At 71.7% G+C, this 12,794-nt stretch carries 11 protein-coding genes; 3 read left to right on the top strand and 8 right to left on the bottom strand.

All coding sequences use genetic code 11. The features are described from left to right. Positions 1–51: 51 nt before the first annotated feature. Together AC06FP_RS07430 and AC06FP_RS07435 are read right to left on the bottom strand one after the other, a co-directional pair. Positions 52–1,269, bottom strand: coding sequence for an MFS transporter (locus tag AC06FP_RS07430; protein ID WP_456118735.1), 1,218 nt, complete (start codon positions 1,267–1,269; stop codon positions 52–54). A 70-nt stretch (positions 1,270–1,339) separates the two neighbouring features. Next, positions 1,340–1,975: a LysE/ArgO family amino acid transporter gene (locus AC06FP_RS07435; RefSeq protein ID WP_456118733.1), complete on the bottom strand. Its 636-nt coding sequence runs from the start codon at positions 1,973–1,975 to the stop codon at positions 1,340–1,342. 125 nt (positions 1,976–2,100) lie between these two features. On the opposite strand from AC06FP_RS07435, the gene AC06FP_RS07440 reads away from it, so the two are divergent. After that, positions 2,101–3,006, top strand: coding sequence for a LysR family transcriptional regulator ArgP (locus AC06FP_RS07440; protein ID WP_478075058.1), 906 nt, complete (start codon positions 2,101–2,103; stop codon positions 3,004–3,006). Positions 3,007–3,025: 19 nt separating this feature from the next. On the opposite strand, the gene AC06FP_RS07445 is transcribed toward AC06FP_RS07440, so the two are convergent. The 3 genes from AC06FP_RS07445 to AC06FP_RS07455 form a co-directional block, all read right to left on the bottom strand. After that, positions 3,026–3,778, bottom strand: coding sequence for a transporter (locus AC06FP_RS07445; RefSeq protein ID WP_478075059.1), 753 nt, complete (start codon positions 3,776–3,778; stop codon positions 3,026–3,028). Between the two features lie 50 nt (positions 3,779–3,828). Further along, complete coding sequence (locus AC06FP_RS07450; protein ID WP_478075060.1) at positions 3,829–4,752, bottom strand: M14 family metallopeptidase; 924 nt, start codon at positions 4,750–4,752, stop codon at positions 3,829–3,831. 138 nt (positions 4,753–4,890) lie between these two features. Continuing rightward, positions 4,891–5,772, bottom strand: a complete 882-nt coding sequence (locus AC06FP_RS07455; RefSeq protein WP_478075061.1) for an acyltransferase — start codon at positions 5,770–5,772, stop codon at positions 4,891–4,893. A 154-nt stretch (positions 5,773–5,926) separates the two neighbouring features. On the opposite strand from AC06FP_RS07455, the gene AC06FP_RS07460 reads away from it, so the two are divergent. Both AC06FP_RS07460 and rnt read left to right on the top strand, forming a co-directional pair. Then, entirely contained in the window at positions 5,927–6,775 is an 849-nt protein-coding gene (locus AC06FP_RS07460) for a diguanylate cyclase domain-containing protein (RefSeq protein WP_478075062.1), read from the top strand. Between the two features lie 40 nt (positions 6,776–6,815). Next, on the top strand, positions 6,816–7,451 hold the full coding sequence (rnt, locus tag AC06FP_RS07465) for a ribonuclease T (RefSeq protein WP_478075063.1): 636 nt from the start codon (positions 6,816–6,818) through the stop codon (positions 7,449–7,451). Between the two features lie 58 nt (positions 7,452–7,509). Here rnt and AC06FP_RS07470 read toward each other — a convergent pair whose 3' ends face one another. The 3 genes from AC06FP_RS07470 to AC06FP_RS07480 form a co-directional block, all read right to left on the bottom strand. Beyond that, positions 7,510–10,521, bottom strand: a complete 3,012-nt coding sequence (locus AC06FP_RS07470; RefSeq protein ID WP_478075064.1) for a two-component regulator propeller domain-containing protein — start codon at positions 10,519–10,521, stop codon at positions 7,510–7,512. A gap of 136 nt (positions 10,522–10,657) precedes the next feature. Then, on the bottom strand, positions 10,658–12,052 hold the full coding sequence (locus tag AC06FP_RS07475; RefSeq protein ID WP_456119410.1) for an ATP-binding protein: 1,395 nt from the start codon (positions 12,050–12,052) through the stop codon (positions 10,658–10,660). Further along, on the bottom strand, positions 12,052–12,753 hold the full coding sequence (locus AC06FP_RS07480) for a response regulator (RefSeq protein ID WP_456119409.1): 702 nt from the start codon (positions 12,751–12,753) through the stop codon (positions 12,052–12,054). The genes AC06FP_RS07475 and AC06FP_RS07480 overlap by 1 nt, the downstream gene beginning before the upstream one ends. Positions 12,754–12,794: the final 41 nt, after the last annotated feature.

Here is a 12,794-nt window from a genome sequence, read left to right on the forward strand (position 1 = left end):
CATGCGGATGGATTCTGCCACAGGCCGGCGGCGGCCAAGCGCCGCCGCTCTTCAGCCGTTTTTCCCGGCGTGCGCGACGCCGCCGGCGCCGGCCTGCGGCAGCGGCGCGCGCACGAAGCGCGCCGACAGCAGCAGCGCATAGACCAGCCCGGCGCCCAGCGCCAGGCCGGCGCCGCTGGCGAACGCCGCGGCCAGGCCGAAGCGGGCGGCCACCAGCCCGGCCAGCACCATGCCCGCACCGATGCCCACGTCCAGCGCGCAGAAATAGGTGGCCACCGCGGTGCCGCGCTGCGCGTGCCCGCCAAGGTTGACCATCATCGTCTGGTAGGCCGGGTACACCACGCCGAAGCCGAAGCCGGCCAGCAGGCCCGACAGGTAGTACGTCGCCGGCGCCTGCGCCCAGGCCATCAGGCCGAGCCCGGCGACGATCGCCAGGCTGCCGCCGTTGGTCGCCAGCACCACCCGGCCGCCATCGATCAGGCGTCCGGAGAACGCGCGCGAGACCATCATGCCCACCGCCATCAGGGTGAAGAAGATGCCGGTATTGCCCGCGCCCAGCTGCTTGCCGTGGATCGCGGCGAAGGCCAGCAGCATGCCGTAGCCCAGGCCGATCACCGCCAGGTTCAGCGCCAGCGGGATGCCGCGCACCAGCAGGAAGCGGTCCAGCGACAGCACCGTGGCCGTGCCGTCGCGCAGCTTGCGCGGCGCGTGCACCCGCGTCGCCACCAGCAGGCCGGCGACGCCGGCGGCCACCGCCGCCTCGAAGATCACTGGGAACGGGTAATGGTCCATCAGCCACAGGCCGGCCATCGGGCCCAGCGCCATCGCCAGGCTGCTCATCAGGCCGAAGAAGCCGATGCCCTCGCCGCGGCGCGCCGAGGGAATGATGTCGATGGCCTGGGTATTGGCGGCGGTGCTCATCACCGCGAAGGTCACGCCGATGCCCAGCCGCACCAGCACGAAGACCAGCACGGTGTGCGCCAGCAGGTAGCCGGAGGTGAACAGCACGTAGGCCGCCAGCGCCAGCAGGTAGGCGTGCTTGGCGTTGAAGCGGTCGACGATGAAACCGGAGAACGGCCGCACCAGCAGCGCGGCGATCACGTAGCTGGACAGCACCAGGCCCACCGTGGCCTCGCCGATCCGCAGCTGCTCCACCAGGTGGAACGGCAGGGTCGGCATCAGCACGTAGAACGACATGCCCATCAGGAAGTTGGCGACGCAGGCCAACAGGAACCCCGATGTCCACAGCGCGGGCCGGGCCTGGCTCATGCGCAAGCCGCCGCGCAGCGCGCCGGCGCCGGCATGCCGGCACCCGCGCCGATGGCCCGCGTCCGCGCCATCAACCCACGCCGCGCAGCGCCAGGGTCAGCGCCAGCACGCTCAGGATCACCGCGATGGTGCCGTCGAGCACGCGCCAGGTGCCCGGCTTGTTGAACAGCGGCGCCAGCAGGCGCGCGCCCAGGCCCTGCGCGGTCAGCCACAGCGCGCTGGCGGTCACCACGCCGGCGGCGAAGGCCATGCGCGCATGGCCGAAGTTGTCGGCGATGGAGCCGATCACCACCATGTCCAGCCAGAAATGCGGGTTGATGATCGAGAAGCCGGCCGCGGCCATCATCGCCGCGCGGCGCGAGGATTCGGCGCTGTCGTCCAGCTGCATGCCGCCACCGCCGGCCATGGCCCGCCGCGCCGACTGCAGCGCGTACCAGGCCAGGAAGGCGACGCCGCCCCACAGCAGCACCGTGGTCAGCCACGGCAGCTGGTTGGTGAGCGTGCGCAGGCCGGCGACGCTGGCGAAGATGAAGGCCGCGTCGATGGCGAAGCAGGTGGCGATCACCGGGATCACGTGCTGGCGCAGGATGCCCTGGCGCAGGATGAAGGCGCTCTGCGCGCCCACCACGGCGAAAAGACCGATGCCGGTACCGGCACCGCTGAGCCAGGCGCTGCTGGTGGCCTGGGCGGTTACGACGGAAAACATGGGGGAACTGCCTGTGTACGGATGGGGGAAGACGGCACCGGGGTGCGTCGATGCGGGCAATTGTCGCAGCGCAACATCGAAAAGTAGAGCTAAACTTCTTAAACCCTCATTAGCCGTACTTAATCATGCGCATCGACCATGCCCAGCTCCGCGCCCTGGCCGCGGTGATCCGCGAAGGCAGCTTTGAGCGCGCCGCGCTGGCGCTGAACGTCACCGCCTCGGCGGTATCGCAGCGGATCAAGGCGCTGGAGGAGCGCGTCGGCAAGCTGCTGGTCAGGCGCACCACGCCCACCGAGGCCACCGCCGAGGGCCAGGTACTGGTGCGGCTGGCCGAGCAGACCGCGCTGCTGGAGCGCGACGCCTTCGAGCGCATCGGCCTGTCCGACGCCGACCTGCCGCGAGCCAGCATCCCGGTGGCGGTGAACCACGACAGCATGGAAACCTGGTTCCCCGAGGCCGCGCTGGCCTTCGCGCGCGACAGCAGCACCACCCTGGACCTGCACACCGAGGACCAGGACCACACCGCCGCGCTGCTGCGCCAGGGCGCGGTGCTGGGCGCGGTCACCACCCTGTCCGAGCCGGTGCAGGGCTGCCAGATCCACGCGCTGGGCAGCATGCGCTACGCCGCCACCTGCACCCCGGAATTCCACGCGCGCCACTTCGCCAAGGGGGTCACCACACAGGCGCTGGCGCAGGCCCCGGTGCTGGTGTTCAACCGCAAGGACGACCTGCAGGCGCGTTACGCCCAGCGCCTGACCGGCTCGCAGCAGCCGCTGCACGCGCCGACCTGGTGGATTCCCTCCACCCGCGCCTTCGTCCACGCCAACCTCGGCGGCCTGGGCTGGACCATGAACCCCCTGCCGCTGGTGCGCCGCCACCTGGAAAGCGGGCGACTGGTCTACGTCAAGGCGCGCGCCTGGGAAGACATTCCGCTGTACTGGCAGCACTGGAAGGGCGAAGTCGCCTCGATGGCGCTGCTCACCCGCGCGGTGCTGCAGGCGTCGGCGACCCTGATCCGCAGGCGCCGCTAGGCGGACCGCCGATACCGCTTCAATCGAAATAAAGCGCCAGCCCGACGCCGCCCTGCCAATCGGCGGTTTCCTCGTCCAGGCCGCGCAGGAAGGAAGCATCGAGCTGCAGCCGCGGCGTCGCCATCCAGGTCAGGCCCGCGCCGGCCGCGCGCATGTGCTGTTGGTCCTCGCCGTAGCCGGCTTCCACATAGGCCGCCACGTCCTCGCCCAGGGGAAAGCCGTAGCTGGGCGAGAACAGCCAGCCGTCACCGTCGTTGCCCCACTGCCGGTCGACATGCAGCGCCAGGCCGGCATCGGCCGGCAGCGCCCAGGCCACGGTGACGCCCAGGTCGCGCACCTGGCCATCGCCGCCCAGCGGCGCCTGCCCCCAGGGCAGCGTGGTGCCGAATTTGAAGGCGACCGTCAGCGTGTCGTTGTCCAGCACCGGCGCCCACTTCACGGCGATGCTGCCGTCGCCGCCGCCTTCCGCACGCGCGTGCAGGCCGGCGCCGCGCAGGCGCTGGCCGCCCCAGGTGTCCGCGCCCAGCTGCAGTTCCAGCGTACGGCCCACGCCCAGCCGCAGCAGCGTATCGGCCGTCCAGGTGGTGGCGGTCACGCCATCGCGGCGGTCGTGGCTGCCATCGGGCAGGCCCTGTTCCCAGGCGAACACGCCCTTGCCCACCGTGCTGGTCGAAAAGCCGATGCCCGGCCGGTCGTAGGCCGGCGCCTGCGCCGCCTGCGCGCCTGCACAGGCCAGCATGGCCACCGCCATTCCCGTCAGAGTCCTGCCCATCCTGCCGACGCTCCGCTGCCCTGGTCGCGGCAGTGTACGCACGGGGCCGCTCAGCGCTGCGCCAGCGCGTACTCCAGCGCGGCGCGTACCGCCGCCACCTGCGCGTCGTCGCACTGCTCGGGCGTGGCGCGCGGGCTGTCCGGGTAGACCTCGGTGGTGGTGGTGTAGCGCGCGCCCGTGATGCCCGCGCACAGGCCCAGCGCCTTGAGCGGATACTCGATGACGCCGTGCGCCACCACCGGCGAGCCGATGATCTGCCCCTGCGCGTCCGGCGGCGCGATGTGTGTGACCTGGGCCACCGCCGCGATCACCGCCTGCTGGAACGCCGGCTGCGGGTTTTCGCTGTCGTCCACCAGGTAGAAGCCGTCGGGGATTTCGCCGGGCTCGAACGGCTTGCCGTCACGCGCGGCCAGCGCCGGGCGGAACTCGCTCTCGTCGCTGTCGGTGGTCTCGTGCAGGTCGATGTGCAGCAGGAAGCGCCCGGCCAGCGGCTGCACCAGGGCCATCAGCGCCGCCGATTCCGGCGCCGGGCTGCCGGCGGTGAAGTTACGGTTGGGGTCCAGCGCCAGCGCGTTCCAGCGCTGGATGCGCTCGTAGCCCCACGGGCTCACGCAGGGCGCGACCAGCAGGTTGCAGCGGCCGGCATAGTCGGCCGCGTGCCGGTCGACGAACTTCAGCGCGCCCTGTACGCCGCTGGTCTCGTAGCCGTGCACGCCGCCGGTCACCAGCGCCACCGGCAGGGCGTCGTCCCAGTCGCGGCTGCGGATCGCCAGCAGCGGGTACTGGCCGGAGGGGTAGTCCAGCTGCCCGTACTGCGCCACCTCGAAGCGGTCGCGCAGGGCGTCGATGCGGGCCAGCACTTCGACGGCATGACTGCGCTGCACGTGCTGCCGCGCCAGCCATTGCGCCCGTTCCGCCGCGCCCCAGGGCTGGCCGGGGGTACCGATGGGATAGAAGGCGGTGGTGGCGGTCATGGCGGCTCCGGGTTGCAGGGGGCTGCACACTCTAAACCGTTCGGCGGCCGGCACTGTAGGAGCGACTTCAGTCGTGATGGGGCGTTCCCGGGAAGTCCCCATCGCGACTGAAGTCGCTCCTACCGGCGCTGCTGCGCGCTACGGCGCTTCCAGCAGCGTGGCGATGTCCTCGTCCTTCTGCTGCCACAGGCCGTTCATCCATTGCTGGAAGCGCGCGCGGAAGGCACGGTCGCCCTGGTAATCGCCGGCGACCAGCTCGGCCGGGATCGGCCGCTGCCGCACCAGCACCTTCACTTCCGGGACGCGGTTGGCCATCAGGTCCAGCATCGAGGGGATGCCCCTGGGGTAGACGATGGTCACGTCCAGCAGCGCATGCAGGCCCTGCCCCATCGCATCCAGCACGAACGCCACGCCGCCGGACTTGGGCTTGAGCAGGTGGCGGAACGGCGAGGCCTGGCCGTCGTGCTTGGCGCGGGTGAAGCGCGTGCCCTCGACGAAGTTCATCACCGCCACCGGGATGTCGCGGAACCTGGCGCAGGCGCGCCGTGTCGCTTCCATGTCGCGCCGGCCCAGTTCCGGGTTGCGGGCGATCTGCCTGCGGCTGTAGCGGCCCATGAACGGGAAATCCAGCGCCCACCACGCCAGCCCCAGCACCGGCACCCAGAACAGCGAGCGCTTGAGGAAGAAGCGCAGCAGCGGGATGCGCCGGTTGAACACCTTCTGCAGCACCAGGATGTCTACCCAGCTCTGGTGGTTGGCCAGCACCAGGTAATGGCCGTCGCGCTCCAGCGCCGGCGGCACGTCGAGCTGGAAGCGGGTACGGGTGAAGGCCTCCATCATCGCGCTGTTGACGCCGATCCAGCTCTCGGCCAGCCCGGTCAGCAGCGGGTTGCAGGCGCGCCGCACGGCCGCCAGCGGCAATACCGCCTTGAACAGCGCCACCGCGAACAGCGGCAGGCAGTGCAGCAGGGTGTTGAGCGCGATCAGCAGCAGGATCGGGACGATGCGGAACCATTTCATGGGGGAATATCTCGCGAGGTGCGGGCCGGCGCCGCCATCGAAAAGCGGCACAGGGTAACAAACGCCGCAGGCGGCGGCCGGTGCGCGCCCCTCTTCCGCTGGACACCCGTGGCGGCGTAATAATTCCTCACCGCCCCGCCTTGCCGTGCCCCGCATGCCTTCGACGCTGCCGCCCCTGGGCGAGATCCTCGACCTGTTGCCCGACATGGTGTGCGTGGTCGATCCGGAAGGCCGCTACCTGGCGGTCAATGCCGCGTTCGAGCAGATCATCGGCTACCGACCGGACGAAGTCCTGGGCCGGCGCATGATCGAACTGGTGCATCCCGAGGACCATGGCATCACCGCGCAGGCGGTGCAGCGGGTCATGGAAGGCCGGCCGCTGCCGAACTTCCGCAACCGCTACGTGCACCGCGACGGCCGGATCGTGGACATGCAGTGGTCGGCCAAATGGCTGCCCGAGTACGGAGTGCGCATCGCCGTGGGCCACCCGGTCACCGAGCTGCGCGACCTCGAGCGCCGGCTGGAGTTCATGGCCGGACACGATCCGCTCACCCGCCTGCCCAACCGTTACCGGCTGCGCGAGGAACTGGAACGCGCCCTCGGCGACGGCGCGCAGCCGCTGGCGGTGCTGTACCTGGACCTGGACGGCTTCAAGGCCGTCAACGACCGCCTCGGCCACGCGCAGGGCGACCGCCTGCTGTGCGAGACCGCCGACCGCCTGCGGCGCGCGCTGCGCCACGGCGACTTCATCGCCCGCGTCGGTGGCGACGAGTTCGTGGTGCTGCTGCCGGGCTGTACCAGCCACGCCGACGCGCGCGCGGTGGCCGACGTGCTGCAGGCCGGGCTTGACGCCAGCCAGGGGCCAGTGCCGTTTTCCCGCATCGGCGTCAGCATCGGCGTGGCCTGCTGCCCGGTCGACGGCCGCGACGCGGAAACCCTGCTGCGCCGCGCCGACGCCGACATGTACGCGGTCAAGCACGGCCGCCGGGTGCCCGCGCTCTGAGCGCCGGAGGGCCGGCACGGGCCTCTGTTACCCTATCGCGATGAACCCACCTGCTGCCCCTTCGGCCACCGCTCCTGTTTTCACGCCGATGGCGCAACGCTTCCGCGGCTTCCTGCCGGTGGTGGTGGACGTGGAAACCGGCGGCTTCGACTGGAACCGGCACGCGCTGCTGGAAATCGCCGTCATCCCCCTGGACATGGATGAGAACGGCCTGCTGCTGCCCGGCCAGACCAGCTGCGCGCACGTGGTGCCGGCCGAAGGCACCGACATCGACCCCAAGTCGCTGGAGATCACCGGCATCGTGCTCGACCATCCGTTCCGGCTGGCCAAGCCCGAGCGCGAGGCGCTGGAGCACGTGTTCGCGCCGGTGCGCGCGGCGCTGAAGAAATACAACTGCCAGCGCGCGATCCTGGTGGGCCACAACGCCCACTTCGACCTGAACTTCCTCAACGCCGCGGTCGCGCGCAGCGGCCACAAGCGCAACCCGTTCCACCCCTTCAGCGTGTTCGACACGGTGACGCTGGCCGGCGTGGCCTACGGCCAGACCGTGCTGGCGCGGGCGGTACAGGCCGCCGGCTTCGAGTGGGACGCCAGCCAGGCGCACAGCGCGGTGTACGACACCGAACAGACCGCGCGCCTGTTCTGCCAGATCGTCAACAGCTGGCCCCGCGTGTAGGAGCGCGCTTCAGCGCGTGGCGGGGCCTCCACCCGAAGGCCCCCATCGCGCGGATGCCCTACCCCAGGCAGATCCGGTCGCGGCCGTCGCTCTTGGCCTGGTACAGCGCCCGGTCGGCGCGCTGGAACAGCAGCAGCGGCGTGCGGTCGCCGGCGCCGAGCTGCACCAGCCCGGCACTGAACGTCACCCGCAGGCCTTCGACGCCGGCCCAGTTGCGCTGCGCATGGAACAGGCCCTGCAGGCGCGTGCACACCAGCTGCGCCTCGTCCAGCGCGGTGTCGTTGAGCAGCAGCGCGAACTCCTCGCCGCCCAGCCGCGCCGGCAGGTCGGAGTCGCGGCAGCTGGCGGCCAGCAGCCGCCCCACCTCGCACAGCACCTGGTCGCCGACGCTGTGCGACCAGGTGTCGTTGACGGTCTTGAAGTGGTCGATGTCCAGTACCAGCAGGCTCAGCGGCTGGCCGCTGCGCTGGGAGCGGGCGAAATCGCGCGCCAGGCCCTCGTCGAAGGCGCGGCGGTTGGGCAGGCCGGTGAGCGGGTCCTCGTGCGCCTGCCGCTCGAACGCCTCGGCCTGCTGGCGCAGGCGCTCGGCCAGTTCGGTCTTCTCCTGGTTGGCCGCCAGCAGGCGTTCGGCCTGCAGCTGCAGGTCGGCGGTGCGCTCGGCCACCTGCCGCGCCAGGCGGATGTTGCTGGTCTTGTAGCGGTGGATCAGGTAGCGGTACAGCGCCACCAGCCCCAGCAGCAACAGCACGCCGGCCACCGCCTGCACGCTGCGCCGCTGCCACGGCAGCGGTTCGACGGTGAACTGCCAGGCTGCTTCGCTCCCGCTCCAGCGCCCGCCCGGGTGCATCGCCGACACGTGCAGGGTGTAGTCGCCCGGTGGCAGGCCGATGAACTCGACGCTGCGCTGGTTGCCGCGTTCGATCCAGCCGCGGTCCAGCCCTTCCAGGCGGGTGCGGTAGCGGATCCGGTCCGACATCAGGTAGCTCAGGCCCACGTAGCCCACGGTCAGCCGGCGTCCGCCCGGGATGCGGGTGCGGCCCTGCGCCTGCCAGTGCAGCGGCACGCCGTCCAGCTGCACGCTTTCCACCACCACCGGCGGCGGCAGGCGTTCGTGGAAGCGCTGCAGCCGCAGCGGGTCGACCATGCTCAGGCCGCCGGCGGTGGCGACCCAGTAGGTGCCGTCGCCGCGCAGCGTCGCCGACGGCCCGGTGCTGCCGTTGGCCTGGGCGTTGTACATGCCGTCGATCTCGTTGTAGCGCTCGACCTCGATCCGCGCGCTGCGGCCGTCGGCCACCTCGTCCAGCGCCGCCAGGGTGGTGCGCAGCACGCCGCGGTTGCTGCTGATCCAGACGTTGCCGATGCGGTCGGGGACCATCTGGAACACCGTATCCACCGGCATGCCCTGCTCCAGCCCGACCCGCGCCAGCTGCCCGTCGCGGTAGCGGTAGAGGCCTCGGTCGGAGGTGATCCACATCGCGCCGTCGATGTCGAGGAAACCGAAGACGGTGCGGCCGCCGCCCAGCCTGTCCAGGTCCAGCCGCTGCACCGTGTTCCCGCGCAGCACGCGGACGCCCTCGATGGTGCCGATCCACAGCCCCTGGGCCGTGCTGTACAGGGCCGTGACCAGGCCGGTGGGCAGGCCGGCCGCGGCCGGCACGTGCACGCCGTCGGCGTCGATCCGCACCACCCCGCGCTGGGTGCCTATCCACATGCCGCGGCCGTCGTGGTCGGTGGCCATGACCCGCACGTTGCCGCCGGGCAGGCCGTCCTGGCCGTCGTAATGGCGGACGCGGCCGTCGCGGTCGATCCGGTACACGCCGTCGCCGAAGGTGCCCGCCCACACGCCGCCCGCGCCGTCCTGCGCCAGGCTCAGCACCGAGGACTGCCTGCCGGCGCGGTTGAGCAGCGGCACCGCGCCGATGCGGCCATCGCGCCCGATGCGGTCCAGGCCCGCGGCGCCGCCCACCCACAGCCGGCCGTCGCGGTCCTCCAGCACGGTGCGCACGTAGTCGCCGCTGAGCCCGTCCTGGGTGGTGTAGCTGCTGAACAGGGTTTCGCGCAGGCGGAACAGGCCGCCATTGGCGCCGACCCAGATGCTGCCCTCGGCATCCTCGAACAGGCTGGTGATGCGCCCCTTGGGCGGCAGCCGGGTGGCCGGCATCTGCTCGATGCCGTGGCGGCCGATGCGGAACAGGCCCTGGTTCTCCGTGCCCAGCCAGACTTCGCCGTGGCGGTCCACCAGCATCGCCGTCGGATGCGAAATGCCCGGCAGTCCACGCACCTTCCGCAGGCGCTCGCCCTGCAGCTGGTACAGGCCGCCATCGGCCACGATCCACAACACGCCATCCGGCCCGCGGTAGGGCCAGACCACCCCGCGCGGCAGGTTGAAACTGGCCGGCGCGCGCCGCAGCACGCCGTCGCTGCCGCGCACCACCAGTCCATCCAGGGTGCCCACCCAGACCCGGTCCTGGGCATCGACGGCCAACCAGGTGAAGGTCATGTTCATCGGCACGTCGGCCGGCGACGGCTCATAGTGCAGCGTGCCATCCGGGGCCAGGAAACCCAGCCCCTTGCCTTCGTACAGCAGCCACAGGCGCCCCTTGCTGTCCTTGCGCATGGCCTGGATCAGCACGTTCGGCGCCGGCGCGCGCCACGGCCAGCTGTCCCAGCGGCCATCCAGCGAACGCCGCAGCACGTCGCCGCGCGAGTCGCTGACCCACAGCGCGCCGTCGCGGTCCACATGCAGCGCGCCGACGCCGTTGTCGAGCAGGCCCGGCGTGGAGCCGCGGTCGTAGACGGTGAAATCCAGGCCGTTGTAGCGCACCAGCCCTTCCCAGGTGGCGAACCACAGGTGGCCCTCGGGGGTCTGCGCGATGTCGCGCAGCGAGTTGTGCGGCAGGCCGTCGCGCGAGGTCCACATGTCCACGGCATAGTCACGCAGCGCCGGCGCGCCTTCCGCGGCGGCCACGCCGCCCACCGGCAGCAGCAGGCACAGCAGCGCCAGCAGGACATGGCAGGCCCACCGCCCGGGATGGCGGTTGCAGCGGGCCGAGGCACGGCGGCGGTTCAACGGCATGGCCGTCCCCGGCGGAGGCGGATGCCTACAGGCTGCTGCGGCGGCGTCATGTGCACGAACGGGGGGGAGTGCGCACATGGTAGGGGCATTGCCGGCCCCGCGCAGCACCGGGCCGGCACCGGGGCCGGGCTCAGCCCCGGCGCGCCGCCTCCGGCGCCGGCCAGGCGACCACCGCTTCCAGCCCGCCGCCGGGGTGGTTGCGCAGGACCAGGGTGGCGCCGTTCTTCTCGGCCAGGGTGCGGGCGATGGTCAGGCCCAGGCCGGCGCCGCCGGTCTCGCGCGAGCGCGACGTCTCCAGGCGCAGGAACGGGGTGAACACCGCTTCCAGCTCGTCCGGCGCCAGCCCCGGCCCGCGGTCGCGGATGCGCACCTCGACCTGCCCGTCGCGCGCCTGCGCGCGGATGTGCGCCGAATGCCCGTACTTGACCGCGTTGTCCACCAGGTTGGAGAACAGCCGGTGCATCGCCAGCGGCCGCAGCCGCAGCACCGCGCCGCAGCCCTGCTCGAACTGGACCGGGTGCCCGGCTTCGGCCGCATCCTCGGCCACGCTCTGCAGCAGCGAATCCAGGTCCAGCACCACGCGCTGCTCGGCGCTCTCGGCGCTGCGCGCCAGTTCCAGACCCTCGCGGATCAGCGCCTGCATCGCCGCCAGGTCGGCGACCAGGCGTTCGCGCAGCGGCGCGTCGGCCACGTTCTCCAGCCGCAGCCGCAGCCGCGTGAGCGGCGTCTGCAGGTCGTGGGTGATCGCCGCCAGCATCTGCGTGCGCTCGCCGATGTGCCGCTGCAGGCGCTGCTGCATGGCGTTGAAGGCTTCGGCCGCGCGGCGTACCTCCTGCGGCCCGTCCACCGGCAGCGGGTCGCGCTGCAGGTCCTCGCCCAGATCGGTGGCCGCATCGGCCAAGCGCTGCAGCGGCGAACTGGCGATGCGCGCCACCCCATAAGCCAGGCCGGCGATGGCCAGCGACAACAGCGACAGGAACAGCGGATCGAAGGCGAAGATGCTGATGCGCGCGGTGGCCGGGTACTGCAGCGCCAGCCGCAGCGGCGTGCCGTCGCCCAGGGTCAGCTCCACCAGCCGGCAGCGCGGCGGCACCACCGCCGGATAGCGGTTGCGCAGGTGGTGGGACAGCCGCGTGCGCTGCGGGAGCAGTTCCGGCAGCGGCGGCAGGCAGGTGCGGAACGGGGTGGCGTGCACGCGCGCATCGGCCACCGGCCCTTCGCGGTCGCCCAGCACGGCCATCAGCGCCGTATCCTCCGGGCCGACATGGACCTCGCCGCGGATTTCGCGCACGCTCGCCCCGCCGGTTTCCAGCAGGCGCGGGCGCAGTTCCGGGTTGTTTTCCAGCAGCGCGACGAAGCCCTGCAGGCGGTCGGCCATGCGCATCAGGTTCTGATGCTCGAACTCCTGGCGGCGGTGCGCCTCGGCCAGCAGCGTGGCGCCGATCGCCGCGGCCATCATGCCGACCAGCAGGATCACGAACAGCCGCCCGGCCATGGACGCCAGGAACCGCCGCAGCCGGTCCATCATCCCAGGGTCACCACGCCGGCGAACACATAGCCCTCGCTGCGCACGGTACGGATCAGGCTGCCGGCGTCGCCGAGCTTCTGCCGCAGGCGGCTGACCTGCAGGTCGATGGCGCGGTCCTGCGCCTCGTAGCTGCGGCCGCTGCTCAGCGCCACCAGTTGCTCGCGCGAAAGCACCTTGTTGGCATGGCCGACGAACACCCGCAGCAGGCGGAACTCGGCGCCGGACAGCATCACCACGCGCCCGGCCGGATCGACCAGGTGGCGCCGCTCCAGGTCGAACACCCAGCCGGAGAAGGTCGCCTGGCGCATCGCCAGCGGCTCCAGGTTGGCCGGCAGCGCCTCGGTCCGGCGCAGCACGCTGCGGATGCGCGCCAGCAGTTCGCGCGGCTCGAACGGCTTGGCCAGGTAGTCGTCGGCACCCATCTCCAGGCCGAGCACGCGGTCGATCGGCTCGGCGCGGGCGGTGAGCATGATCACCGGCGTGCTGGAGCGCGCGCGCAGTTCGCGGCACAGGGCCAGTCCATCCTCGCGCGGCAGGTTGAGGTCGAGCACGATCAGGTCGATGTGCTCGCGCGCCAGCGCGTGGCGCATCTCGGCGCCGTCGCGGGCGGTGCTCACCGTGTAGCCGGTACGGCCGAGCTGTTCGGCCAGCAGTCCGCGGATGTCACTGTCGTCGTCGACCACCAGCAGGCGGTGCATGGTCGGGGCTTCCCTCATGGGCGATGCGCCATGCTAACCGA

Source organism: Stenotrophomonas sp. Steno-Z2 (genome assembly GCF_056393235.1).

Coding starts and splice junctions, on each gene's coding strand:
- AC06FP_RS07480 (WP_456119409.1), bottom strand. CDS start 12,753: ATGCACCGCCTGCTGGTGGTCGACGACGACAGTGACATCCGCGGACTG.
- AC06FP_RS07435 (WP_456118733.1), bottom strand. CDS start 1,975: ATGTTTTCCGTCGTAACCGCCCAGGCCACCAGCAGCGCCTGGCTCAGC.
- AC06FP_RS07475 (WP_456119410.1), bottom strand. CDS start 12,052: ATGGACCGGCTGCGGCGGTTCCTGGCGTCCATGGCCGGGCGGCTGTTC.
- AC06FP_RS07440 (WP_478075058.1), top strand. CDS start 2,101: ATGCGCATCGACCATGCCCAGCTCCGCGCCCTGGCCGCGGTGATCCGC.
- rnt (WP_478075063.1), top strand. CDS start 6,816: ATGAACCCACCTGCTGCCCCTTCGGCCACCGCTCCTGTTTTCACGCCG.
- AC06FP_RS07460 (WP_478075062.1), top strand. CDS start 5,927: ATGCCTTCGACGCTGCCGCCCCTGGGCGAGATCCTCGACCTGTTGCCC.
- AC06FP_RS07430 (WP_456118735.1), bottom strand. CDS start 1,269: ATGAGCCAGGCCCGGCCCGCGCTGTGGACATCGGGGTTCCTGTTGGCC.
- AC06FP_RS07450 (WP_478075060.1), bottom strand. CDS start 4,752: ATGACCGCCACCACCGCCTTCTATCCCATCGGTACCCCCGGCCAGCCC.
- AC06FP_RS07445 (WP_478075059.1), bottom strand. CDS start 3,778: ATGGGCAGGACTCTGACGGGAATGGCGGTGGCCATGCTGGCCTGTGCA.
- AC06FP_RS07455 (WP_478075061.1), bottom strand. CDS start 5,772: ATGAAATGGTTCCGCATCGTCCCGATCCTGCTGCTGATCGCGCTCAAC.